The following is a 23,570-nucleotide window of genomic DNA, read 5'->3' as shown; positions in this document are numbered from 1 at the left end:
CTTAGAACCTTAACCGATAAAGAAGTTTAAAAATAGAATCAGAACGATGCTGGCCACCATCACAAACACATAGAAGCCAGTAACGCCACTCTGTGTCAGGCGCAGCACGCGGCCGCTTACCATCACCAGTTTGCCGAAGCCATTTACAATTCCGTCTACCACTACCACATCCACGAAGCGGTGCAGGGCAGTAGACAGCGCCATGACTGGGCGCACAAACACAGTGTCGTAAATTTCGTCGATGTAGTATTTGTTGTAGATCAGGTTGTGGATAGGAGACAGACGCGTTCCTTCCGGAGCCGGCACTGTTTCTTTCTTCACATACATGATGTAGGCAATGATAATTGCGATAACTGCCACTGCTACCGAAACTGCCATCAGGATGTATTCTGTAGCATGATCAATGTGCGGCGCTTCCATGGCGGCACCGTTAGCACGGCGTGCCAGGTCATAAATAGGAGCCAGGAAGTTACCCAGCGTATGCGTGTCGCTGAAAACAGCTGGCAGACCAATAAAACCACCTATAGTGGAAAGAATGGCTAGTACAATCAGGGGAATGGTCATGGAAGAAGGTGACTCGTGCAGGTGCGAACGCTGTGCTTCCGTGCCACGGAACTTGCCGAAGAATGTCAGGAACAGGAGGCGGAACATGTAGAAAGCCGTCATGAACGAAGCCAGCAGGCCTCCAACCCACATAAGCTTGTTGTGCTCAAATACATGCGCCAGCAATTCGTCTTTCGAGAAGAAACCAGCGAATGGCGGTATACCTGAAATAGCGAGTGTACCAATCAGGAAAGTGATGAACGTAACCGGCAGCCACTTGCGCAGGCCACCCATGTTGCGGATATCCTGTTCGTTGCTCACGGCATGAATCACAGAACCAGCACCCAGGAACAGCAATGCCTTAAAGAAAGCGTGCGTGAGTACGTGGAAGATAGAAGAAGAGAAGGCCATCACACCCAGCGCCAGGAACATAAAGCCCAACTGCGAAACGGTAGAGTAAGCCAACACTTTCTTGATGTCATTTTGTGCCAGACCAATGGTAGCGGCCACCAGGGCCGTTATCAGACCAATGATGGCGATAAACTCCATGGTAGTCGGGGCCATCACATACAGCACGTTCGAACGAATAACCATGTAGATACCTGCCGTCACCATGGTAGCGGCGTGAATCAGGGCAGAAACCGGCGTAGGACCCGCCATTGCATCCGGAAGCCACGTAAAGAGCGGCAACTGAGCACTTTTACCCATCGCGCCTACAAACAGCAGCATGGTAATGGCAATCATCACACCACTGTCAGTCAGGCCCGACATCTGCGAGGCAGACAGGAACACCTCCGGGAAGCTCACGCTGCCGAAAGTGATGAAGATCAGGAAAATAGCCAGCAGAAAGCCCAGGTCACCAATACGGTTCATAATGAAGGCTTTCTTAGCGGCATTGTTGTAATTGTGGTTCTTGTTCCAGAAGCCGATCAGCAGGTAGGAGCAAAGACCAACGCCTTCCCATCCCACGAACATCATCACGTAGTTAGAGCCCATTACGAGTACCAACATCGAGAACATGAACAGGTTGAGGTAGGCGAAAAACTTGCCGTAGCCTTCGTCGTGGCTCATGTAACCGGCCGAGTACACGTGAATCAGGAAACCTATACCTGTCACCATCAGCAACATCAGCAGCGTAAGCTGGTCAATCATGAACGAGAAACCAATCTCGAGGCTGCCTACCGTGAACCAGTTGTAGAGGTCGACGATGTAAGGGCGGCTGCCGTTGGAAGTGAAGTCGATGAACAGGTATACCGAGATCAGGAACGAGGCCAGCACCGTGCCAGAGCCCAGCAGCCCTACAAGGGCCTTGGGCAATTTGCGGTTGCCAAGTCCGTTAATCAGAAAGCCGATGAACGGCAGGAGCGGAACAAGCAAACACAGCAGCGCCATTTCCTGGTTGTTGAAGGGCATTACTACTTCTTGCATTTAGCGTATGATTTAGTTAAGCTATTCAGATTAATTAGGTGTGCGGCTACCACTTCAGGTAGTTCATCAGTTGCACATCCGTCGAGCGGATATTGCGGTAAATCATCACGATGATGGCCAGACCAACTGTAACTTCTGCCGCTGCCACTGCCATGATGAAGAACACGAAGATCTGTCCGTTCGGGTCAGAGCGGTATGACGACAAAGCGACCATTAGTAAGTTCACAGCATTGAGCATCAGCTCTACACACATGAAAATGACAATAGCGTTTCGTCTGGTAAGAACCCCGATCACACCAATGGCGAACAGAGCTGTGCTGAAGTAGAGGTAAAATTCTAGCGGGATGGTTCTGATTACATCAGGCATTTGGTTCATCGTCTGAGTGGCTGAACGTATTACTGGTAAATTACAATTCTGAAATCAAGTCGCAAAGTTATCCCCATTTTTGTAAAATCCATAACATATTTCTAATCTTCTTAAGCAGTTTTACCCAATTGCAGCCTTCCCGAAAGATTTATATTTTTAAAGCTGCAGGACGTTCTATGTTACAGCTTGTTCTATACCTTGCGCATGCTTTTGCGTAGGTATAAATCTCTTGGCAGAATTAGTTTTTTGCCAACTTGCAGGGCTGATGGAGGGCCTATACCTGGTATGTAGTCTACCAAGCCTGTCCGTTGCTATACCTTATTTTGCGTTCAATTTCTATGAATCGTTTTTTAGCTTTCCTATACCTGTCATTTCTCTCATTGTCGTCGCTCTCGTGCCAGCAGTCTGCTGTATTATTAAGCAACGGGCCGGCTATACCTGAAAGCAACATGAAAGCCACTGTTACACGAACGCTGCACTATGATAACCTGCCTTCCGCTTCGGGCCTCGAAATGCTGGGCGACCATTATTATGTCGTCGGAGATGACTCGCCCTACCTGTATCGCCTCGACAAAAATTTTGGGTTAGAGTCGCAGGAAGCTATCTTCGACACGACGGGTTTCGGGAACGGCCGCATTGCCAAAGACAAAAAAGCGGACCTGGAAGGTATGACGCTCCTGCAGCACCAAGGCAAGCCTTACCTTTTGATGATAGGATCCGGTTCAGCGCCTGCGCGCCGCAAAGCTTATTTGTACAACATTTGCGGCGATGACATCTGCCGGGAAGGAGCCGGGGTGCACGGCGCTAAAACTGTTGATCTGGACGAACTTTACCGCCAGCTTGAACAAAAAACAGATACTCTGGGCGGAAGTTCGCTTAACATTGAAGGCGTAGCAGCAGGGCATGGGAAGTTATACCTTTTGCAGCGAGCCATCGGCACAGGCCAGAATGTACTGATTTCTTATCACCTGTCGGAATTCATACCTTACCTCTTAGGAGAGAAAACTGCTGCATCACTGCCCCACCCTGAACTCAGTTATTTTCGACTGCCCGACCTTAACAACCTGCAGGCAGGTTTTTCAGGCGCCTATGTGTATGATGATAAACTCTTCTTCACCGCTTCACTGGAAGATACCAATGACGCCTACGGTGATGGTGAAGTGCTCGGCAGTTACATCGGTTATATCCCATTCTCTTGGGTCGGCAAGCAAAATATGTTACAGGTTCCCGCCACACTTATTTTGCAGGCAGATGGAAATCCCTATACCGGTAAAGCCGAATCGCTGGTTGTGCAGAAGCGTGAGGGCAAGGGCAGGTATAAGTTAGTGGTGGTTTCGGATGATGATAAGGGTGGGTCAGAGTTGCTGGAGGTGGTGTTGAGTGAAGAGTAGTTTCAGGCTATTGCACCTTAAGATTAGGACCTATCTGTACCTTGCTGCCGTAGCGGTGGCTATACCTTAGCGGAACCTACTTTGTTTTATAGCTTCGCCTGTGCGGCGGGCACCTCCTTTTTGTCTTGACACAAAAAGGAGGCAAAAAAGTCAAGGCTCCCCAAATCGAGGGCCCCTACCCCCACTCGCTGAACGCTCTTGACAGGGGGACCCCTTCACCCCCAACAGTGGTTAGTCATTTGGTGCACTTGGCTAAGTCTGTCTGTTTCATAGCTTAAGGGGCAGGTTAGTCTTTCTATACCTGCCAATGGTTTGTGATAGTAACTACAAAAAGTGGCAACGGCGGGAACATCCCCCTTTGAAGGGGCAGGGGGATGTTCATCATGCATGAAGATTCCTCAGTTCTAGTGAAGGTTAGCATAAGGTAACTTATCCTCAAAATCCTTCCTAATCCTAAAAACCTGATTCAGACGAAAAAAGCCAGCACTTCTCAGCGCTGGCTTTTTATATACTTGATTAAGTATACCTCAATTAGAAGTTCTGTTCTCCGGTCTCCCGCTTACCGATCATCACGGCACCTACCATGGATACCAAAAACAGCACCGCTACCAACTGGAACGGCAGCATGTATTTTGTGAAGAGTACTTTGCCCAGGTTTTCCACCATACCTACCTGCGAATTGTACATGGCAGGGTCCGGGTGACCGAGCGTTACATCTTTCAGAGCAGCTACTACTACCGTAAATAACAAACCACCCGCCACTGTACCTGCTATTTTGGCCAGTACATTGCGTTTAATTGTTCCCTCCACGTTTTTGCCTGTGTTAATGAACATCAGTACGAACAGGAAGAGTACCATGATGGCACCTGCATACACGATAATGTTAACTGCCGCCAAAAACTGGGCATTCAGCAGGATGTAATGTGCTGAAATGGTGAAAAATGTTAAAATCAGGAAAATAACGCTGTACACGGGGTTCTTTGAAATCACAACCATGATGGCGCAAAGCAGCGTCAGCGAAGCAAAGAAGAAAAACAGACTTTCTGTCATCAGATTATTTGGTTTCAGTGGTTTTTAACGGTTCTACCAGACGGTCTTTGCCGTAAATAAATTCTTCGCGCTCGTAACGGGCTGGCGCAAGTTTGTCGTCCTGCAGGAAGATCGCCGCCTTCGGGCAAGCCTCTTCGCAAAGTCCGCAGAAGATGCAGCGCAACATGTTTACTTCGTAGGTCACAGCGTACTTTTCCTCACGGTACAGGTGCTCTTCGCCTTTTTTACGCTCCCCAGCTGTCATCGTAATGGCTTCGGCAGGGCAGGCCACGGCACAAAGACCACAGGCCGTGCAACGCTCAGCACCGTTTTCGTCGCGCTTCAGCACGTGCAAGCCGCGCCATACGTCGCTACGCTGTCGTGTTTCCTCCGGGTAGTTTATCGTTGCCTTCTTCTTGAAGAAGTGCTTTATCGTAATGCCCAAACCTTGCGCGATAGCAGGCAGGTACATGCGCTCAGAAAGCGTCATCTCCTTCTGCGTTACGTTCTTTCTTCTATTTGATAATGGTTCCATTGTATCTCGATTATGATTGCTGTCTATATCGTCTGTCTATAACAGGACTTAGCAAGGCAGCATTCAAGTGTCGTTATCCTTTTGTAAAATATTCGTAGAGCAGAATGCCACCGCCCGTAAGCAGGATATTCAGAATTGCCAGCGGGATCAGGATGTTCCAGCCTAGCTTCATCAACTGGTCGTAGCGGAAACGCGGCAATGTCCAGCGTACCCACATGAAGAAGAAGATGAAAGCGAAAATCTTCGCGAACATCACACCAACACCTATAATCGTCACCACGTTATTACCCAAAACAGGGTCGTCAAACGCATTACGCAGGTTCTCCATGAACGGGAAGTTGTAAGCGCCGAAGTACAGCGTCGCCATCACAGCCGACACTACGAAGATATTGATATATTCCGCGAACAGGTACATACCTAGCTTCATCGAGCTATACTCGGTGTGGTAACCGCCAATCAGTTCGGCTTCCGATTCTGGTAAGTCGAATGGCGTTCTGTTCGTCTCAGCAAAGGCACAAATCAGGAAGATCAGGAAGCCCAGTGGCTGGTACCAGATGTTCCAGTTAAAGCCGGTTTGCTGTTCTGCAATTACTTTCAGCGACAAAGAGCCACTCAGCATCAGCACCGCGATCAGTGACAGGCCCATGGCCAGTTCATACGAGATGTTCTGCGACGCGGCACGAATGGCGCCCAGCAGCGAGAACTTGTTGTTTGAAGCCCAGCCACCGATCATCAGACCATACACACCAAGCGACACTACACCAAAAATGTAGAGGATACCGATGTTTACGTCAATGGCAATCAGATCAAACGATGTCTCACCTAAAATTAGTGTGTCACCGAACGGAATAACCGCACTTGTCATTGCTGCCACCAGCATGGCTATACCTGGACCTAAGATGAAGAGTACTTTGTTTGCTTTGGCAGGTATAAATTCTTCTTTGAAGAACAGTTTACCGGCGTCAGCCAGCGGCTGCAGCAAACCCATCGGACCAGCTCTGTTCGGGCCTACACGGTCCTGAATGAAAGCGGCGATTTTACGCTCAAAGTAAGTCGAGTAGGTTGCAATCAGTAACGAAATACCGAAAATGGCCAGAATGTAAATACCCTTGTATATGAGAACTACAGAATCCATGCTTTATTCCGTTGGCATTTTTTTAACAGTAGATTTAGGCAGGTTTGGTACAATCGGCACGTTCACTACAGGCAATTCGTAGTGGTTGGCCGAAATTACAGAACCTCTGTCGATGTGGCGCGGTCCTTCGATGGTCCAGTCGCTCATCTCCTTCTTGTCGAAACGACAGGTGTTGCAGATGAACTCCTCCACTTCCGCGTACTCATCCTTGCGGGCGGTCACGCGAAGTACCGTGTCACCACGTCCCCAAAGCGTTACTTTGCCGCTGCAGGTAGGGCAGTCGCGGTGTGCATTCATCGGCTTCGTGAACCATACGCGGTTCTTAAAGCGCCATGTCTTGTCTGTCAGAGCACCCACCGGGCATACGTCGATCACGTTACCAGAGAAATCGTTGTCGATCACATTCTCGATGTAAGTACCGATTTCAGCTGCGTCGCCACGTCCTAGCACGCCATGCACGCGTTTATCTGTAATCTGGTCGGCAGTATATACACAGCGGTAGCACAGAATGCAGCGCGTCATGTGCAGCTGAATGTAAGGGCCCAGATCTACTTTATCAAAAGTACGGCGTGGCTCCTCGTAACGTGTCGCGCTCACTCCATGCTCGTAGGACAGGTTCTGCAGGTCACACTCACCGGCCTGGTCGCACACAGGGCAATCGAGCGGGTGGTTGATCAGCAGCATCTCCACTATACCTTTGCGGGCGTTCAGTACGTCTTCGTTAGTCGTGTTTTCCACCACCATACCATCCTGAACCGGCGTGATGCATGAAGCCACCAGTTTCGGCATAGGGCGTGGGTCGCGGGCAGAGCCCTGTGTTACCTTTACCAGGCACACGCGGCACTTACCGCCACTGCCTTTCAGCGGGGTATAAAAACACATGGCAGGAGGCACTACATCACCACCGATTTTACGGGCGGCCTGCAGGATGGTGGTTCCATCTTCAACCTCTACCTCGATGCCGTCAAATGTTATTTTAGCCATCTTAATTTTATTCAAAGCTCGCCAACCAAGGTATAGCGTGCAGTTTTTTAACTTTAAATTATACAGTAGTTGCCGCTAACTGTCCTCTGTACACTGCGCCCGGAGCTATTGCTTCTTGCGGGTGCTTGATGTGCCACTCGAACTCCTCACGGAAGTGACGGATCGCGCTGGCTACCGGCCAGGCGGCTGCATCACCCAGTGGGCAAATCGTGTTACCTTCAATCTGCTTGGCTACGCTTACCAACAGGTCGATGTCCTGCTGATGGCCGTGGCCGTGCTCGATGCGGTGCAACACACGCTCCATCCAGCCTGTACCTTCACGGCAAGGGCTGCACTGTCCGCACGACTCGTGGTGATAGAAACGGGCATAGTTCCACGTGTTGCGCACGATGCACTGGTCTTCATCAAACACAATAAACGCACCTGAACCCAGCATAGAGCCGCTTACAAAACCACCGTCAGATAGCGATTCGTAGGTCATCAGGCGGTCTTCGCCTGCAGCTGTTTTCATAATCAGGTTTGCTGGCAGAATCGGGACAGAAGAACCGCCCGGCACTACCGCCTTCAGTTGCTTGCCTTTCCAGATGCCGCCGCAGTATTCGTCAGAGTAGATAAACTCCTCCACCGGAACACCTAGCTCGATTTCGTATACGCCCGGACGGTTGATGTTACCGCTGGCAGAAATCAGTTTGGTACCTGTGCTACGGCCTATACCTATTTTGGCGTACTCGGCACCAGAGTTGTTCACAATCCATGGCACAGACGCGATAGTCTCCACGTTGTTTACTACTGTTGGCGACTGGAACAGACCTTTCACCGCTGGGAATGGCGGCTTGTTACGCGGGTTGCCACGCTTGCCTTCCAATGATTCTAACAGGGCTGTTTCCTCACCGCAGATATACGCTCCACCACCCGGCGCCACATGCAGGTCCAGGTCGTAGCCTGAGCCCAGGATGTTTTTGCCAAGCAAACCAGCTGCATATGCTTCTGCAATTGCCTTCTCCAGAATGCGGAGGATAAACAACAACTCGCCACGGATGTAGATGTAAGATGTGTTCGCACCCAGCGCATAGCTCGATGTAATCATGCCTTCCACAAGAGCATGCGGGTTTTTCTCCATGAACACACGGTCCTTGAAAGTGCCCGGCTCTGATTCGTCGGCATTGCAAACTAAGTAACGCGGAACACCTTCCGGTTTCGCCAAAAAGCTCCATTTCATACCGGCCGGGAAGCCAGCGCCACCACGACCACGTAGGCCCGATGTCTTCACTTCTTCCACTACCTCGTCCGGAGTCATCGTTTTGATGGCTTTTTCTACCGAGCGGTAGCCGCCATGCTTGCGATACACCTCCAGGGTTTCGATACCAGGTACGTTAATATGTTCGGTTAATATCTTGATTCCCATTGTGACAGGATATATAGCTCGGCAGTCGCTGTGTTACGGCAAGCTGCCTGATTTATCAATGAATTACTTCGCCCACTCTGGTGTTTCCACCTCTTTGTTGCGCATCATCTCCAGGAACTGGTCCACAGCTTCTTCGCTATCCAGATTCTCGTAGTAGGTTTCGCGCACCTGCAGCATCGGGCCTGTACCGCACGAAGCAAGGCATTCCACTGGCTTCAGGGTAAACATACCGTCAGCGGTTGTTTCACCTTCCTCGATGTTGAGCTTTTGTTTGAATGTCTCAATCATCTGGTCGGCACCACGCAGGCAGCAAGGGCCTGTACGGCACACTTCCAGCACGTGCTTGCCAACCGGCTTCAGGTTGAACATGGTATAGAAAGTAGCTACTTCGTATACCTCGATTGGCTGTATGTTCAAGATTTCGGCAATCGCGTCCATCGCTTCAGGGCTCACCCAGCCGTTGTTTTCCGCCTGTGCAACGTGCAGGGCTGGCAACAGGGCAGACTTCTGGCGTCCTTCCGGGTAATGGCTGATATAGCGCTGAATTTCAGCTAAGGCCTTATCAGAAAACTTAAATGCGTTTATAGTCTCTGCCATCTTTGTAAATGTCACCGACCAAGAGCCGGTGTTAGATGATATATTATAATGTGTTATGCGTCCAGTTCGCCGGCAATCACGTTCAGGCTACTCAGCGTCAGGATGGCGTCGGCCAGCTGACCGCCTTTGATCATCTCGGTATAAGCCTGGTAATAGATGAAGCAAGGTCTTCTGAAGTGCAAACGGTACGGTGTTCGGCCTCCGTCGCTGACCAGGTAGAAGCCAAGCTCGCCGTTGCCGCCTTCCACACAGTGGTATACCTCGCCCTTCGGAGCGTCAATCTCACCCATCACGATTTTGAAGTGATAAATAAGCGCTTCCATGCTGGTGTATACCTCCTGCTTTGGAGGCAGGTAGTAATGTGGGGCGTCGGCGTGGTAAGATCCTTCTGGTAGGTTTTTATAAGCCTGCTCGATGATCTTCAGGCTCTGCCATACCTCTTCGTTGCGCACCAGGTAGCGGTCGTACGTATCGCCCTTGGCACCAATCGGAATTTCAAACTCGAAATCGTCGTAGGAGGAGTAAGGGTTCATCACGCGCACGTCGTAGTCCACGCCGGTGGCACGCAGGTTAGGACCTGTGAAGCCGTAGCTCAGGGCACGTTCTGCCGTAATGGCGCCCACACCAACTGTACGGTCGATGAAGATACGGTTGCGTGTCAGCATTTTCTCGAACTCGGCCCATACTTTCGGGAAGCGCTTCAGAAATTCACCGATCAGGTGCAGCGCCTTTGGAGAAAGGTCGCGCTCCATGCCTCCGATACGACCCATGTTAGTCGTCAGGCGGGCACCGCATACCTCTTCGTAGATATCGTAAATGTGCTCGCGTTCCTGCATCACGTACAGGAAGCCGGTGAAAGCGCCGGAGTCCACACCCAGGATCGAGTTACAGATCAGGTGGTCGGAAATACGGGCCAGCTCCATCATGATCACGCGAATGTACTGCGCGCGCTTCGGGATCTCTATACCCAGAAGCTTCTCCACTGTCATGTGGTACCCCATGTTGTTGATAGGGGACGAACAGTAGTTCATGCGGTCAGTAAGCGGCGTAATCTGGTAGAACGGTCTGCGTTCGGCAATCTTCTCGAAAGCACGGTGAATGTACCCGATGGTCGGCACGGCGTCCATGATCACTTCCCCGTCCATCTGAAGGATGTTCTGGAAGATACCGTGAGTGGCCGGGTGCGTCGGACCCAGGTTAAGGGTCGTCAGGTTCTCGTTCTTCTTGTCCTGCAGTTTCAGGTCGCGGTTGTCGCGGAATTCCTGTAACTGATCAGTATCAGCTGTTTTATTATCAGTAGCCATAGTGGTTTATCTGGCTTAGCGTCCAAAATACGTATCGATTTTGTCTTCCCTTGTCTGGTCTTCCAACGGATACTGTTTGAGCATCGGGTGGTACTCCATCTCCTCGATGTTGAGGATGCGGATCAGGTTCGGGTGACCGGTAAAGATGAAACCGTAAAAGTCATAGGCCTCACGCTCCATCCAGTTGGCAGCCGCGTAGATGTTGGTCAGCGTCGGCAATACCGGATCTTCTGCAGGTATGAATACCTTAATGCGCAGGCGATAATTGTGACGCAGGCTATGCAACTGGTACATCATGCACAACTCCTTGCCTTTGTGGTCAGGGAAGTGAATGCCTGCCATGGTAGTCAGGAACTGCACCTGCAGGTCCTTGTCGTCATACAGGTATTGGATCAGGGCAATGATGTTCTCACGAGTAGTCGTGAAGGTCATGATTCCGTCCGGGTTATAGGCATCAAAGATGCTCTCTTCACCGAACTGGGCTATCAGTTTACCGAGTACGTTTTCGTTCGTAAGCTCCATGCTGCTTATTTAATGTTGTAAGAAGCCAAAAGTGCCTGGTATTCAGGTGAGTTGCGGCGGCGCAGCGATTCGTTCTTGGCCAAATCCTGCACACGCATCAGTCCGTCCAGAATCTGCTCTGGTCTTGGCGGGCAGCCCGGCACGTACACGTCAACCGGTACCACACGGTCTATACCTTGCAGCACAGAGTAGGAGTCGAAAATACCGCCTGAAGTCGCGCAGGCACCAACGGCTACTACCCAGCGTGGCTCGGCCATCTGCTCGTATACCTGCTTCACAACAGGACCCATCTTTTTGGCAATGGTACCCATCACCAACAGGATGTCGGCCTGACGTGGCGAGAAGCTCGGGCGCTCCGAACCGAAACGAGAAATATCGTAAGTAGCGCCCATGGTCGCCATAAATTCGATACCGCAGCAAGAAGTGGCAAAAGGCAATGGCCAAAGCGAGTTCGCACGTGCCAGACCAATCACTTTCTCAAAGGAAGTAGCAAAGAAACCAGCACCGCTATGGCCTTCTGGCGCCTCTGCCATGTTTATATCTTTATTTAAATCGCTCATGTCTTCTAAATTCTAGGTTTTAATCTGCATTTACCCCTGAAAAAACACCGTTTACCCTATAAAAGTTTAATGGTGCCGAACTACTTGAGAATCCCTTTTTTGATTTCGTAGAAGAAGCCAGTCAGGATAACGCCCAGGAACAACATCATCGGCAGGAAGCCTTCCAGACCGAATTCGCGGAAGTTCACTGCCCAGGGGTACATGAAGATAATTTCAATATCGAACAGCACGAAAAGGATGGCCGTCAGGAAGTACTTGTAAGAGATCGGCGTGCGTGCATCGCCCACTGACTCCACACCACTTTCCCAAGGATTGTCCTTTACCTCGCTTTTTCTCTTCGGGCCCAATAAATGGGTCACGACCAGCGCGAAAATAACAAAGCCGAGCGCTGCCGCAAATTGTATCAAAATAGGGAGGTAATCCGACGGTAGATACTGAGTACCAGTAGTTTCCATATTGCTGTAATGCTTTCTTGAAATTTGGGAGCAAAATTAGGTATAAATAGCCAACAATCAAAAGACTATATCCAATGGAAATAGCGTTTAAAATTGTTCTGAAGTATTATCGGCCGGTATGAATGCAATTCCGGTGGTTTAAGCCGCTTGTAACGCCTGTGTGATTTTGGATTGCGGTGTTCGGTAGGTTAGGTATAAGGTATAGCGGGATAGATGTTTTAACATGGAGTGTAGGTTCGGACAGGTGTAAAAACAGGAAGCTCCACGCCCTTTCGAGCGTGGAGCTTCCTGTTTCAGGTATTGCTATACCTTATTTATTCTCGCCCAGGAACGGGTAGCGGTAGTCTGTTGGCGTTACGAACGTCTCTTTGATAGAGCGGGCGGACACCCAACGCAACAGGTTCAGCATAGAACCGGCCTTGTCGTTGGTACCGGAAGCACGGGCACCACCGAATGGCTGCTGTCCTACCACGGCACCAGTTGGCTTGTCGTTGATGTAGAAGTTACCGGCAGCATTCACCAGCTTCTTCGTGGCAAACTCAGCTGCATAACGGTCGCGGCTGAAGATAGCGCCTGTCAAAGCGTAAGGAGAAGTTGAGTTTACCAGTTCCAGTGTCTCTTCGAAGTTGTTCTCGTCGTACACGTAGATCGAAATAACTGGTCCGAAGATCTCCTCGCACATGGTGATGTACTGCGGGTTGTGCGACAGGAGTACAGTCGGCTCTACGAAGTAACCTTTCGACTTGTCGTAGTTGCCGCCGGCTATGATTTCTACCTCGTTGCTTTCCTTGGCGTTGTCGATGTACCTGGCAATTTTGTCGAATGACTTCTCATCGATCACCGCGTTGATGAAGTTAGAGAAATCATCCGGCGGGCCCATTTTAAAGGTCTTCAGGTCTTCAATCACATATTCCTTAACTTCATCCCACAGGTTGCTTGGCACATAGGCACGCGAAGCGGCAGAGCATTTCTGGCCCTGGTACTCGAATGCGCCACGCACGATACCGGTCGCTACCTGCTTGGCGTCAGCCGAGCTGTGCGCCACGATAAAGTCCTTGCCACCTGTTTCGCCCACAATGCGCGGGTATGTTTTGTATTTGTGGATGTTGTTGCCGATTGTTTTCCAGATGTTCTGGAACACACCTGTGCTGCCTGTGAAGTGAATGCCTGCAAAATCAGCGTGGTTGAAAATCACATCGCCAGCCGTCGGGCCGTCTACATACACCAGGTTGATCACACCATCCGGAAGACCTGCTTCGCGGAACAATTCCATGATCATCTGGGCAGCGTATACCTGTGTGTTGGCAGGCTTCCAAACCACCACGTTGCCCATCATGGCTACGCAGGAAGGCAGGTTGCCGGCAATGGCCGTAAAGTTGAATGGTGTCAATGCGAACACGAAGCCCTCCAGCGGACGGTGCTCCATGCGGTTCCATACGCCCGGCGATGATTCCGGCTGCATGTGGTAGATCTCCGTGGCATACTGCACATTGAAGCGCAGGAAGTCGATCAGTTCGCAGGCCGCGTCGATCTCAGCCTGATAAGCGTTCTTTGACTGACCCAGCATAGTAGCGGCGTTCAGTCTGGCTCTCCATGGACCAGCCAATAGTTCAGCAGCCTTTAAGAAAATGCTCAAGCGGTGCTCCCAGCCCATGGCAGCCCACTCTTCGCGTGCGGCAAGCGCTGCGTTAATGGCCTGTTCCACGTGGGACGCATCGCCTTCGCTAAAGTGACCCAAGATATGCTGGTGGTCGTGCGGCTGAAGCATCGGCTTCTTGTTATCCGTGTATACCTTGTCGCCACCAATGTACATCGGCACGTCGATCTCTTTCGACTTAAGTTCTTTATAAGTGCGCTGCAGTTCCTCGCGTTCCGGCGAGCCCGGTGCGTACGATTTTACAGGTTCGTTTACTGGTGTTGGTACTCTAAAAAATCCTGTTGCCATCTTTTTGATATTTTACAGATTCAGAATAAGACATTCGACAGACAGCACGGGGCAGTCTTCTATACAAAGGTAAGGCGAATTATTTTATTTTCCGGCCTGCAGCAGGTATAGCTTTGCTATAACATGGCCTGCAGTTCGCTCAGGCAGTGGATGTGGTAAGTGGGTTTGGGCGAAAGCTTGCTTTTACTCTTTTCGGGGTTGAAGAAAACCTGATCCATACCTGCAAGCCGGGCTCCGTCGATGTCACACTCCAGGTTGTCACCGATCATCAAACAGTCTTCGGAGCGTACCTGAATACGGTCCAGCGCGTGCTCAAATATGCGCTTGTCGGGCTTCTTATACCCGCAGCACTCCGACGTGACGATCTCCCCAAAGTAATCTGTCAACCTGGAGCCATTCATTTTGATGTACTGCACATCTTTAAACCCGTTGGTGATGATGTGGAGGCCGTACTTCGGTTTCAGGTAGTCGAGCACTTCGAAGGTATGAGGGAACACGGCTGTCTTCTGCGGGCAAAGGTCGGTATAGGCTTCGGATATACCTGCCGGCACCTGGTGCGGCTCTAGCCCGAGCCCGGTCAGGGTTTTGATAAAACGCGCCTCACGTAATTCTTTCTGGTCGATCTTGCCTTTGTTGTAAAGGTCCCAAAGGAGGTGGTTCACGAACTTGTACTTTTTATAAAAGGAGTCGCAATCGAACTTTTCAAAAGAAGCCAGGCCAAACTCGTGGTACAAGGTATAGAGGGTTTCCTCAGAGTTTTTCTCAAAATCCCAAAGGGTGTGGTCGAGGTCAAAAAATATATGTTTGTATGGCTTCATAATCGGGTGTTAGCTATCAAAGAAACGGGTTGGTGGGCGGTATGTTTAAAAAAATATCTGCAAGGGCAACAGGCTGTTGTATACTAAAAGTTCTATATCACTGTTTAAACCAATGAATTAGAAACCTGTCTTACATGTGTTAACTCTCTGTCCAGCGGCGGGTTTGCATGCGATTAATGGCCAGTTCGCGGTTAGAGTACAGGATGCGGTATGTCTCCTGATCTTTTTGCAGCAGCACATCGCGCTCCAGGTATGTGAAAATCTGTTGAACGAAATCAGAGGCTTCTTCCTTTAATGAGTAGTACACCCACTGATCGAGTTTGCGGGGCGTTACGAGGCCCGCATTGCGCAGGTAGGCCAAGTGGCGTGATGTTTTGGTCTGGGTGAAGTCGAGTACATGCTCCAGGTCCGAGGTGCACATCTCCTTGTTGCGCAGGATCAGGTGCAGCATACGCAGCCGAGAGTCGTCTGCCAGCGCCTTTAAAACCTGTTCGCCAAAGGTAAGACTGAAATGTTTGAGCCTCATAATTGAAAGCGTATCGGAACAAAATTAGCCAAAAGCTGCTATAATAAAATTATATGAAGTATTATTGTACTACATGATGCCCGAATTACAAAGACTACTACTTACGAATAAAGGCGCCCTTGGCTTTCTGTTGCCCCTGGCCCTTTTTGCTTTCCTGATGATGGGAACGCCCAACGAGGCGGCAGCCCAGGGCCACAAACGGGTGGTGCAGCTGACTGGCTTCGTTACCATCGGCGACAGCCTTTACGGCGTGGCCGGCGTGAACGTGTTTGTGCCCAAAACCAGCCGCGGCACCCAGACCAATGCCTATGGCTTCTTCTCCGTGCCCGTGCTCACCGGCGACAGCGTGGTGTTCAGTGCCATTGGTTACAAAAAGCAGTACCTGAAAATACCGCAGAACTACCAGAGCCAGAGCTACTCTATCATCATGCAGATGCAGGAAGATCCTACGCAGCTGCCCGAGGTAACCGTGTTCCCGTGGCCTACGGAGCGCGATTTCAAGGAGGCTGTGCTGGCCGTGAAACTACCGGACGATGGTATGGCAATCGCCATGCGCAACCTCGACCCCAAACGGCTGGAGGAGCTCTTCAGCACGACGCCGATGGACGGCGGCGCTAACTTCCGGAACTGGAACATGCAGCAGGTGCAGCGGCAGGAGCAACGCAATATGTTCCCGACGGTCAGCCCCTTTGCAATCATCAAACTGCTGGATATGCTCCGGAATGGGGAGTTTAACAAAAAGAAATAATCAACAATACATTGATAGAAGCCCGGCTCAGGTATAGCTATACCTGAGCCGGGCTTTTTTATGGCCTGCAGGACCTGCTTACTGCCCCGGATTGCACTAAAAGTAACCAACATCAACAGCTTGCGTTAGTCCCCAATATAGAAAGAAACGTATACAGATTGGCCTTGCACCGGCTTTGGCCGCGTATGTTTTCAACATATTAAAAATCACTTTATGCTGGATGTAGATAAATTATCGCTTAATATACCTGACACTACCAAACCCCGTGTCGTGATCATTGGCGCCGGTTTTGGGGGAATAAACGTGGCGCAGAAACTGAAAGGCAAAGACTTTCAGGTCGTGATGATCGACCGCCAGAACTACCATGGTTTCTGGCCACTGCTCTACCAGGTTGCCACCGCTGGTCTCGAACCTGACTCCATTGCCGAGCCCATCCGCAAGATGTTTGGCAGCGACGAGTTCGAGGACTTCCATTTCCGGTTGGTAAAAGTGAATGGCGTAAACCCCATCGCGAAGACCGTCCATACCTTGGTGGGCGATCTGGCTTACGACTATCTGATCATTGCCACCGGTACCAAAACGAACTACTTCGGCAACGAAGAGGTAAAGAAAAATTCCTTCCCGCTGAAGCAGATACCGCACGCCCTGAACCTGCGCAGCCACTTGTTCCAGTGTTTTGAACAGGCCAGTATGACTGCAGATCTTGAATTGCAGCAAAGCCTGCTCAACTTCGTGATTGTAGGAGGTGGGCCAACAGGTGTGGAAACCGCCGGTGCCCTCGCCGAAATGCGCAAGCACATTCTGCCTACCGACTACCCCGGTGTCGACTTCAACAGAATGAACATTTACCTGGTGGAAGGTATGGACCGGGTGCTGCCGCCCATGTCGCCGGAAGCAAGCGAGAAAACGCTCAAGTACCTGCAGGACCTGGGTATAAATGTGAAACTGAATGCATTGGTAGAGGGGTACGACGGGTATGTGGCCACGATAAAAGGCGGTGAGCAGATTCATGCTCAAACCCTTGTGTGGGCTGCCGGTGTGCAGGGCGCGTTAATAGACGGTCTGCCGGCCGAAGCTGTGGAGAGAGGACGCATACTAGTGAACCGCTTCAACCAGGTGCTCGGCTACGATGATATATTCGCGATCGGAGACATTGCTCTGATGAGAACTGATAAGTGGCCGAAAGGTCACCCGGGTGTAGCACAGCCCGCTATACAACAAGGCAAGCTGCTGGCTAAAAACCTGAAGCGCCTCATCAAAGGAGATAAGATGGAGGAATTTGAGTACCTCGACAAAGGCTCATTGGCGATTATCGGTCGCAACAGGGCAGTGGCAGACCTGCCTGGCAACATCCACCTCGGAGGCTTTTTTGCCTGGGTAACCTGGCTGTTTGTACACATCATGTACCTGATCGGCTTCCGGAACAAACTGGTTGTGCTCAGCAACTGGATCTACAAGTTCTTTACCTACGAAAACGGTACGCGCCTCATCATCCGGCCTTTTGTAAGGAAAGGAGATCGGACGAAGCAGGATTTTGTCAATAAGTATAATATGGAGTAATCTTAGAGGCTGTTTTAATTTCCTTTATTTAGTTTGTTAAGCATGATGTGAATCATGGCCACTTTTATCATCGTCTCAGACGATTTGGTGGAGTACTCATAGTCCTTGGAGAGCCTGCGGTAAAGGTTGAGCCAGCCGAAGGTCCGTTCCACTATCCATCGCTTCGGTAAAGCTTCAAAGGCTTTCTTGTGGATCTTCTTCACAATCTCCAGCCTCCAGTTCAGGTGGCGGAACGTGTTTTTCACCCACTCCCACATGGCAAGCCCGCCGTAGCCCTGGTCGGCAAAAAAGAGCCTCACCCGGCCGAAATCCGCCATCTTAGCTGCCGCCCTGCGCAGCAGCCACTGGGCTCCCTGCCGCTCGGCAACGTCTGCCCGGTGGACGATGAGCACGATCAACAGGCCCAGCGTGTCAACCATCAGATGCCGCTTGCGCCCCTTCACCCGCTTGGCCGCGTCATAGCCCCGCTCCCCGCCCTGCTGCACGGTCTTCACGCTCTGCGAGTCGAGGATGCCCACGCTCGGGGAGGCCGCCTTGCCATGGCGGCCCCTGACCTGCTTTGAGAGACAATCGTGGAGCATTTCCCAGCAACCATCCCGCCGCCATTTACGGTAATAGTAGTAGGCCGTCTGCCAGCAGGGCAGGTCTAGCGGCATCATGCGCCACTGAACGCCCCCCTTGACCACGTAGAATATAGCGTCCAGAATGCTGCGAAGCGGCCACTGGCGCTTGCGCTGCAGCATCTGCTCCTCGAATATCTCCGCTATTAAAAGCCATTGGGTGTCGGTTAAACTGCTTGGGTAAGTCATAAGTCTGCTAACTTTTCTTACTCAAACAACCGGCACCTGCTTTTTTATTCATTCAAATCAAAACAGCCTCTTAATTGTTGATTGTTAAATTGTTGGTTTATGGGCTGTACGGACCGTTGCAAGCTTCCGGACTTGTGGCTGTTTGGCGTGAAGCGTTTTTGAACGGCTAACTCAGAGGGGCCAACATATAAATACAAAAGCACAGCCTGTTGGGGCTGTGCTTTTGTATTTATATGTTGGCCCGCACCTTCTGAAAAAACAGCAAATGATACTCCAGCGCATTGCTCCAGTAAGCCCAGCTATGGGCGCCAGGGCGCTCTATATAGTCGTGCGGCACCTTTTCGTAGACCAGGCGGCGGTGTAGTTCGCGGTTGTCTTCCATCAGGAAATCGTCCACACCACAGTCGATGATCAGGTGCACGTCGTTTTGCTTGAGTTGCGGCACCATATGCACGATGGAGTTGGCTTCGTATACCTGCTGATTTTCCGCTTTTGGGCCGAGGGCTGCCTCTATGCTGGGGAGCAGATTCTTGCGGTCTATACCTGCTACGTTAAGCGAACCACTCATACTTCCGGCTGCCAGGTATAGCTCCGGGTTTCGTGCTGACAGGTATAGCGCCCCATGCCCGCCCATGCTTAGGCCGGATATAAAACGGCCGCTGCGTTCAGGTATAGCCTTATACCTGCGCTCAATTTCCTGGCGCAGTTCCCTTGTGATGAATGTTTCGTACTGGCTTGATTTGTCAATTGGGCTGTCGTAGTACCAGCTGCCGTAGCCGCCGTCGGGTGTCACGATGATCAGCTGGTATTTGTCAGCTAAGGTTTGGAGCAGGTTTTTCTGGGGCGGCACCTGGAGCCAGTTGCTGAAATTACCACCATAGCCATGCAATAGGTATAGCACCGGGTAAGGGCCGCTCTTTTTCTTCTGGTAACTTTCAGGTGTCACCACACCGGCCTTCAGTGTCTTCTGCATCGAAGGGCTTTGGATAACCAACGTGTCAACTTTAGCCTGAGCTGTAAAAAGGGTGAGCGTCAGGAGGAGGGCAAAGGTATAGCGTACTAGTATCATCTTTTTGTTCGGGAGGCTTAGGCCTGCAAAATAGGCATTCGGGAGCAAAAAGCTCAAAATTGTCGCTGTTTTCCTGCACCAGCTATACCTGTTTGTAAAGTTACAGCCGAGGGTGCGTATGTATAGGAGGAATCAAAAAGAGGAATGATGCTGGAAATACTACCCGAAACCCGTGACAATATACTGGCCGTGCGGGTGCGCGACAAACTGACTATACCTGATTTTGACCAGTACCGCAACATGGTGCGTGACCTGATGCTCAAAAATAAGGAAACGCACATTTATTACGAAATGGTGGATGTGGACTGGATCAACCCTGTGGCGGCAATTGAGAATGGTATGTTCGACGTCATCCACGGACTCAATTACGGTCGTGTAGCCATGGTGGGAGAGAAGAAGTGGCAGGAGTGGTCTGCCAGGCTGGCCAGCACCGTAAAAAAGCACGGTATCCGCTATTATGACCTGGCCGAAAAAGAGAACGCGATGAAATATGTGCTGGAAGGGGAGGAGTAGCTTTTCTATACCTTGACGAAAGAGCTTTAGGTAATAGACTTAATACTTTTAGTAAGCTACAGGTATAGCTACTCAGATTCAAATGACCATACCTGAAAAATCCTGCGCCATAATTTCTTTACTCTAGTTCCATAATATCCTCATTCCAAAGCTCCGGCTTCTCTTTGATGAAATCCTCCATCATCTCGATGCACTCAGGCAGGTTCAAGTCCACCACCTCCACGCCATGCGACTCCATAAACTCCCGGGCGCCATCAAAAGTCTTGGACTCACCCACGATCACTTTCGGGATTTTGAACTGCACGATGGTGCCTGCGCACATGTAGCAGGGCATCAGGGTAGAGTAGATTACGGTGTTGCGATAGGAACCGATGCGGCCGGCATTGTTGAGGCAGTCCATTTCGCCGTGCAGGATGGGGTTGTTTTCCTGTACCCGTTTGTTGTGCCCGGTGGCGACAACTTTGCCGTCTTTCACCAGCACCGAGCCAATAGGTATTCCACCTTCGCTGCGGCCTTTCTTCGCTTCGTCAATAGCCAGTTGCATGAATTCGTTCATAAGTATAGGAGTTAGGTAAGTTGTTAAAAAGGTTTGTGCTTTGCGTACGGCTGGGCTATATCTGCGGTTCTAAAAACAAAAAGGCCTCCCCAAGCGGGAAGGCCTTTTGCTCAACTAAACTTTAATTTTAATACACAATCAATTTACTTTTCGGTCGGCAATTCGATGTCTACATTGTTGAAACGAATCTGTCCATCGCTTAGTACAGCCTCCACCACAGAATCTTTGTTGATGTGGCCGGCCAATATCTCCTTGGATAATTCGTTGAGCACCTGGCGCTGCAGCACACGCTTCAGCGGACGGGCACCGAACTGCGGATCGTAGCCCTGCTCGCCCAGATAATCGAGCACCTCGTCGGTTGCAATCAGGCGTATACCTGCTTCGTCCAGGCGATCCTGGATGTGCGCAAACTGGATGGTAACGATCTTGCGGATGTCGCCACGGCTCAGCGGACGGAACATTACCAACTCGTCGATGCGGTTGAGGAACTCCGGGCGAACGGATTTTTTCAGTAATTCGAACACTTCGTCCTTGGTCTGCTCCAGCATTTCGTCCTGGTTGAACGGTGTCATCTTCTCGAAATTGGCCTGGATAATCTGCGAACCAATGTTCGAGGTCATGATGATGATCGTATTCTTGAAGTTCACCACACGGCCTTTGCTATCGGTCAGGCGACCATCGTCGAGCACCTGCAGCAGGATGTTGAATACATCCGGGTGCGCTTTCTCAATCTCGTCGAGCAACACCACCGAGTACGGCTTGCGACGCACAGCTTCAGTCAGCTGACCGCCTTCGTCGTAGCCCACATAGCCCGGAGGCGCTCCAATCATACGGCTTACGGCGTGGCGCTCCTGGTACTCACTCATGTCGATGCGCACCATCGCGTTTTCGTCGTTGAAGAGGTAATCAGCCAGCGCCTTGGCCAGCTCGGTTTTTCCTACACCGGTTGTACCCAGGAAAATGAACGAACCGATCGGGCGTTTCGGGTCCTGCAGACCAGCGCGGCTGCGGCGCACAGCATCAGAAATGGCCTGTATAGCTTCTTCCTGACCGGCTACACGCTTGCCGAGTTCGGCTTCGAGGTGCAACAGTTTTTCGCGGTCGCTTTGCAGCATTTTACTCACCGGTATACCTGTCCATTTGGCTACTACTTCGCCAATGTCTTCGGCAGTTACTTCCTCCTGCAGCATCGGGTTTTCGCCCTGCATCTGGTGTACCTGCTCTTGCAACTGCTTCAGATGAGCCTCTGCTTCCTGAATCTTGCCGTAGCGAAGCTCTGCCACACGGCCGTAGTCACCAGCACGCTCTGCCTGCTCCGCTTCCAGCTTATAATTCTCAATGTTTTCCTTGGCTTTCTGGATGCCCTCGATAACCTGCTTCTCGTTCTGCCATTTGGCTTTCAGGTCGTCTCGCTTGGTGGATAGCTCGGCGATTTCCTTGGAAAGCACTGTCTCTTTGTCTTTGTCATTCTCACGTCGTATCGCCTCACGCTCTATTTCAAGTTGCATGATGCGGCGTTGAATCTCGTCCAGTTCCACAGGCAGCGAGTCGATCTCGATACGCAGTTTGGCAGCCGCCTCGTCCATCAGGTCAATGGCCTTGTCGGGCAAAAAGCGGTCGGTGATATACCTGTTCGATAGCTCCACAGCCGCAATAATCGCATCATCTTTGATGCGCACCCCGTGGTGCACCTCATACTTGTCTTTGATACCGCGCAGGATCGAAATGGCATCTGGCACGCTCGGCTCATCCACCATTACCGCCTGGAAGCGACGCTCCAGCGCTTTGTCTTTCTCTATGTATTTCTGATATTCCTTCAGAGTAGTTGCACCAATGGCATGCAGCTCGCCACGTGCAAGAGCTGGTTTAAGCAGGTTGGCTGCGTCCATGGCACTCTCGCCGCCGGCACCCGCCCCGATCAGGGTATGGATCTCGTCGATGAAAAGCACGATCTCGCCCTCGGCATCTACTACTTCTTTGATCACCGCCTTAAGACGCTCCTCAAACTCACCCTTATACTTGGCACCTGCCACGAGCAAGCCCATGTCGAGGCTCATCAAGGTTTTGTTCTTCAGGTTTTCCGGCACATCACCACTCACTATGCGCTGGGCTAGGCCTTCTACAATGGCAGTCTTACCCACACCTGGCTCACCAAGCAGTACCGGGTTGTTTTTGGTGCGGCGGCTCAGGATCTGCAGCACGCGGCGAATCTCTTCGTCACGACCAATTACCGGGTCAATCTTGCCGTTGCGGGCCATTTCGTTCAGATCGCGGGCATAGCGCTTGAGTGAATTATACTTCGCCTCGGCATTCTGGTCGGTTACTTTGGTGCCGCCACGTAGTTCTTTTATCGCTTTTTTGAGGTCTTTTTCATTGAAGCCCACATCTTTCATCAGGCCTGCCACCTTATCGCGACCCGCCATAATGCCCAGCAACATGTGCTCGATGGCTACATACTCATCCCCAAATTCTTTCAGGTATGAAGTAGCTTTTTGCAGCGCCGCTGCTGCATCATTCGCCAGGTATGGACTGCCGCCGCTCACCTTGGGGTAAGCCGCCACTGCCTCATCCAGCTTGGTGTGCAGGATGTTGCCGTTGATGTTGAGTTTCTTCAGCAGAAAGCTGGTGACGTTCTCGTCCGTCTCCAGAATTGCTTTTAAAATATGCCCGGTCTCAATAGCCTGCTGCTGGAAGCCGCCTGCTATTTCAGTGGCCTTCTGAATGGCCTCCTGGGCTTTGATGGTATAGTTATTAAAATTCATATCGCTCTA

General features: G+C 51.0%; 23 protein-coding genes. 4 read left to right on the top strand and 19 right to left on the bottom strand.

Annotation, left to right across the window (positions count from 1 at the left end; all coding sequences use genetic code 11):
* Positions 1-9: 9 nt before the first annotated feature.
* Both nuoL and nuoK read right to left on the bottom strand, forming a co-directional pair.
* Entirely contained in the window at positions 10-1,971 is a 1,962-nt protein-coding gene (nuoL, locus tag K3G39_RS12900) for an NADH-quinone oxidoreductase subunit L (protein ID WP_255594300.1), read from the bottom strand.
* A gap of 46 nt (positions 1,972-2,017) precedes the next feature.
* A complete protein-coding gene (nuoK, locus tag K3G39_RS12895) occupies positions 2,018-2,347 on the bottom strand; it encodes an NADH-quinone oxidoreductase subunit NuoK (protein ID WP_188502252.1) in 330 nt (109 codons plus the stop codon).
* A gap of 329 nt (positions 2,348-2,676) precedes the next feature.
* Between nuoK and K3G39_RS12890 the strand changes: the two genes are divergently transcribed.
* A complete protein-coding gene (locus tag K3G39_RS12890; protein ID WP_255594299.1) occupies positions 2,677-3,729 on the top strand; it encodes a hypothetical protein in 1,053 nt (350 codons plus the stop codon).
* A gap of 531 nt (positions 3,730-4,260) precedes the next feature.
* Here the strand turns inward: K3G39_RS12890 and K3G39_RS12885 are convergent.
* The 13 genes from K3G39_RS12885 to K3G39_RS12825 all read right to left on the bottom strand — a co-directional run bounded on the left by K3G39_RS12885 (position 4,261) and on the right by K3G39_RS12825 (position 15,544).
* Positions 4,261-4,779 (bottom strand): NADH-quinone oxidoreductase subunit J, encoded by a 519-nt coding sequence (locus K3G39_RS12885; protein ID WP_220626579.1) that lies wholly within the window; start codon positions 4,777-4,779, stop codon positions 4,261-4,263.
* A gap of 4 nt (positions 4,780-4,783) precedes the next feature.
* On the bottom strand, positions 4,784-5,293 hold the full coding sequence (locus K3G39_RS12880) for an NADH-quinone oxidoreductase subunit I (RefSeq protein WP_255594298.1): 510 nt from the start codon (positions 5,291-5,293) through the stop codon (positions 4,784-4,786).
* Between the two features lie 73 nt (positions 5,294-5,366).
* Positions 5,367-6,428: an NADH-quinone oxidoreductase subunit NuoH gene (gene nuoH, locus K3G39_RS12875; RefSeq protein ID WP_220626578.1), complete on the bottom strand. Its 1,062-nt coding sequence runs from the start codon at positions 6,426-6,428 to the stop codon at positions 5,367-5,369.
* Between the two features lie 3 nt (positions 6,429-6,431).
* A complete protein-coding gene (locus K3G39_RS12870; protein WP_220626577.1) occupies positions 6,432-7,412 on the bottom strand; it encodes a 2Fe-2S iron-sulfur cluster-binding protein in 981 nt (326 codons plus the stop codon).
* 58 nt (positions 7,413-7,470) lie between these two features.
* Positions 7,471-8,817 carry an NADH-quinone oxidoreductase subunit NuoF gene (gene nuoF, locus K3G39_RS12865; protein ID WP_220626576.1) on the bottom strand — a complete coding sequence of 449 codons (1,347 nt, stop codon included), beginning with the start codon at positions 8,815-8,817 and terminating at the stop codon, positions 7,471-7,473.
* A gap of 63 nt (positions 8,818-8,880) precedes the next feature.
* Complete coding sequence (gene nuoE / locus K3G39_RS12860; RefSeq protein ID WP_220626575.1) at positions 8,881-9,414, bottom strand: NADH-quinone oxidoreductase subunit NuoE; 534 nt, start codon at positions 9,412-9,414, stop codon at positions 8,881-8,883.
* A 53-nt stretch (positions 9,415-9,467) separates the two neighbouring features.
* Positions 9,468-10,718 (bottom strand): NADH dehydrogenase (quinone) subunit D, encoded by a 1,251-nt coding sequence (gene nuoD / locus K3G39_RS12855; RefSeq protein WP_220626574.1) that lies wholly within the window; start codon positions 10,716-10,718, stop codon positions 9,468-9,470.
* A gap of 15 nt (positions 10,719-10,733) precedes the next feature.
* Entirely contained in the window at positions 10,734-11,240 is a 507-nt protein-coding gene (locus tag K3G39_RS12850) for an NADH-quinone oxidoreductase subunit C (RefSeq protein WP_220626573.1), read from the bottom strand.
* Positions 11,241-11,245: 5 nt separating this feature from the next.
* Positions 11,246-11,800: an NADH-quinone oxidoreductase subunit B gene (locus K3G39_RS12845; RefSeq protein ID WP_116545117.1), complete on the bottom strand. Its 555-nt coding sequence runs from the start codon at positions 11,798-11,800 to the stop codon at positions 11,246-11,248.
* 80 nt (positions 11,801-11,880) lie between these two features.
* Positions 11,881-12,255 carry an NADH-quinone oxidoreductase subunit A gene (locus tag K3G39_RS12840; protein ID WP_188502241.1) on the bottom strand — a complete coding sequence of 125 codons (375 nt, stop codon included), beginning with the start codon at positions 12,253-12,255 and terminating at the stop codon, positions 11,881-11,883.
* Between the two features lie 310 nt (positions 12,256-12,565).
* On the bottom strand, positions 12,566-14,200 hold the full coding sequence (gene pruA / locus K3G39_RS12835) for an L-glutamate gamma-semialdehyde dehydrogenase (RefSeq protein ID WP_220626572.1): 1,635 nt from the start codon (positions 14,198-14,200) through the stop codon (positions 12,566-12,568).
* A 116-nt stretch (positions 14,201-14,316) separates the two neighbouring features.
* Entirely contained in the window at positions 14,317-15,018 is a 702-nt protein-coding gene (locus K3G39_RS12830; RefSeq protein WP_220626571.1) for a YjjG family noncanonical pyrimidine nucleotidase, read from the bottom strand.
* 139 nt (positions 15,019-15,157) lie between these two features.
* Positions 15,158-15,544, bottom strand: a complete 387-nt coding sequence (locus tag K3G39_RS12825) for a metalloregulator ArsR/SmtB family transcription factor (RefSeq protein ID WP_220626570.1) — start codon at positions 15,542-15,544, stop codon at positions 15,158-15,160.
* Positions 15,545-15,617: 73 nt separating this feature from the next.
* Here K3G39_RS12825 and K3G39_RS12820 point away from each other — a divergent pair, with 73 nt between their 5' ends.
* Complete coding sequence (locus tag K3G39_RS12820; protein ID WP_255594297.1) at positions 15,618-16,292, top strand: carboxypeptidase-like regulatory domain-containing protein; 675 nt, start codon at positions 15,618-15,620, stop codon at positions 16,290-16,292.
* Positions 16,293-16,505: 213 nt separating this feature from the next.
* Positions 16,506-17,852 (top strand): NAD(P)/FAD-dependent oxidoreductase, encoded by a 1,347-nt coding sequence (locus tag K3G39_RS12815; RefSeq protein ID WP_220626569.1) that lies wholly within the window; start codon positions 16,506-16,508, stop codon positions 17,850-17,852.
* A gap of 14 nt (positions 17,853-17,866) precedes the next feature.
* Here the strand turns inward: K3G39_RS12815 and K3G39_RS12810 are convergent, their stop codons facing one another.
* Both K3G39_RS12810 and K3G39_RS12805 read right to left on the bottom strand, forming a co-directional pair.
* Complete coding sequence (locus K3G39_RS12810; protein WP_220626568.1) at positions 17,867-18,661, bottom strand: IS5 family transposase; 795 nt, start codon at positions 18,659-18,661, stop codon at positions 17,867-17,869.
* Between the two features lie 229 nt (positions 18,662-18,890).
* Positions 18,891-19,730 (bottom strand): alpha/beta hydrolase family protein, encoded by an 840-nt coding sequence (locus K3G39_RS12805; RefSeq protein WP_220626567.1) that lies wholly within the window; start codon positions 19,728-19,730, stop codon positions 18,891-18,893.
* A gap of 144 nt (positions 19,731-19,874) precedes the next feature.
* Between K3G39_RS12805 and K3G39_RS12800 the strand changes: the two genes are divergently transcribed.
* The gene (locus K3G39_RS12800) at positions 19,875-20,243 is read left to right on the top strand and encodes an STAS/SEC14 domain-containing protein (protein ID WP_255594296.1); all 369 of its coding nucleotides are present in this window, start codon (positions 19,875-19,877) and stop codon (positions 20,241-20,243) included.
* Between the two features lie 118 nt (positions 20,244-20,361).
* Here K3G39_RS12800 and K3G39_RS12795 read toward each other — a convergent pair whose 3' ends face one another.
* Positions 20,362-20,799, bottom strand: coding sequence for a nucleoside deaminase (locus K3G39_RS12795; protein WP_220626566.1), 438 nt, complete (start codon positions 20,797-20,799; stop codon positions 20,362-20,364).
* A gap of 143 nt (positions 20,800-20,942) precedes the next feature.
* A complete protein-coding gene (gene clpB / locus K3G39_RS12790) occupies positions 20,943-23,561 on the bottom strand; it encodes an ATP-dependent chaperone ClpB (protein ID WP_220626565.1) in 2,619 nt (872 codons plus the stop codon).
* Between the last annotated feature and the right edge of the window lie 9 nt (positions 23,562-23,570).

The organism is Pontibacter sp. HSC-14F20 (assembly GCF_019599265.1).
In the GTDB taxonomy this organism is placed as follows: domain Bacteria; phylum Bacteroidota; class Bacteroidia; order Cytophagales; family Hymenobacteraceae; genus Pontibacter.
This window is presented reverse-complemented; position numbering and strand designations above follow the sequence as displayed.

What these genes read in the sequence shown, in the direction of transcription:
- nuoL (WP_255594300.1), bottom strand. Translation starts at nt 1,971, where the DNA reads ATGCAAGAAGTAGTAATGCCCTTCAACAACCAGGAAATGGCGCTGCTG.
- nuoK (WP_188502252.1), bottom strand. Translation starts at nt 2,347, where the DNA reads ATGAACCAAATGCCTGATGTAATCAGAACCATCCCGCTAGAATTTTAC.
- K3G39_RS12890 (WP_255594299.1), top strand. Translation starts at nt 2,677, where the DNA reads ATGAATCGTTTTTTAGCTTTCCTATACCTGTCATTTCTCTCATTGTCG.
- K3G39_RS12885 (WP_220626579.1), bottom strand. Translation starts at nt 4,779, where the DNA reads ATGACAGAAAGTCTGTTTTTCTTCTTTGCTTCGCTGACGCTGCTTTGC.
- K3G39_RS12880 (WP_255594298.1), bottom strand. Translation starts at nt 5,293, where the DNA reads ATGGAACCATTATCAAATAGAAGAAAGAACGTAACGCAGAAGGAGATG.
- nuoH (WP_220626578.1), bottom strand. Translation starts at nt 6,428, where the DNA reads ATGGATTCTGTAGTTCTCATATACAAGGGTATTTACATTCTGGCCATT.
- K3G39_RS12870 (WP_220626577.1), bottom strand. Translation starts at nt 7,412, where the DNA reads ATGGCTAAAATAACATTTGACGGCATCGAGGTAGAGGTTGAAGATGGA.
- nuoF (WP_220626576.1), bottom strand. Translation starts at nt 8,817, where the DNA reads ATGGGAATCAAGATATTAACCGAACATATTAACGTACCTGGTATCGAA.
- nuoE (WP_220626575.1), bottom strand. Translation starts at nt 9,414, where the DNA reads ATGGCAGAGACTATAAACGCATTTAAGTTTTCTGATAAGGCCTTAGCT.
- nuoD (WP_220626574.1), bottom strand. Translation starts at nt 10,718, where the DNA reads ATGGCTACTGATAATAAAACAGCTGATACTGATCAGTTACAGGAATTC.
- K3G39_RS12850 (WP_220626573.1), bottom strand. Translation starts at nt 11,240, where the DNA reads ATGGAGCTTACGAACGAAAACGTACTCGGTAAACTGATAGCCCAGTTC.
- K3G39_RS12845 (WP_116545117.1), bottom strand. Translation starts at nt 11,800, where the DNA reads ATGAGCGATTTAAATAAAGATATAAACATGGCAGAGGCGCCAGAAGGC.
- K3G39_RS12840 (WP_188502241.1), bottom strand. Translation starts at nt 12,255, where the DNA reads ATGGAAACTACTGGTACTCAGTATCTACCGTCGGATTACCTCCCTATT.
- pruA (WP_220626572.1), bottom strand. Translation starts at nt 14,200, where the DNA reads ATGGCAACAGGATTTTTTAGAGTACCAACACCAGTAAACGAACCTGTA.
- K3G39_RS12830 (WP_220626571.1), bottom strand. Translation starts at nt 15,018, where the DNA reads ATGAAGCCATACAAACATATATTTTTTGACCTCGACCACACCCTTTGG.
- K3G39_RS12825 (WP_220626570.1), bottom strand. Translation starts at nt 15,544, where the DNA reads ATGAGGCTCAAACATTTCAGTCTTACCTTTGGCGAACAGGTTTTAAAG.
- K3G39_RS12820 (WP_255594297.1), top strand. Translation starts at nt 15,618, where the DNA reads ATGATGCCCGAATTACAAAGACTACTACTTACGAATAAAGGCGCCCTT.
- K3G39_RS12815 (WP_220626569.1), top strand. Translation starts at nt 16,506, where the DNA reads ATGCTGGATGTAGATAAATTATCGCTTAATATACCTGACACTACCAAA.
- K3G39_RS12810 (WP_220626568.1), bottom strand. Translation starts at nt 18,661, where the DNA reads ATGACTTACCCAAGCAGTTTAACCGACACCCAATGGCTTTTAATAGCG.
- K3G39_RS12805 (WP_220626567.1), bottom strand. Translation starts at nt 19,730, where the DNA reads ATGATACTAGTACGCTATACCTTTGCCCTCCTCCTGACGCTCACCCTT.
- K3G39_RS12800 (WP_255594296.1), top strand. Translation starts at nt 19,875, where the DNA reads ATGATGCTGGAAATACTACCCGAAACCCGTGACAATATACTGGCCGTG.
- K3G39_RS12795 (WP_220626566.1), bottom strand. Translation starts at nt 20,799, where the DNA reads ATGAACGAATTCATGCAACTGGCTATTGACGAAGCGAAGAAAGGCCGC.
- clpB (WP_220626565.1), bottom strand. Translation starts at nt 23,561, where the DNA reads ATGAATTTTAATAACTATACCATCAAAGCCCAGGAGGCCATTCAGAAG.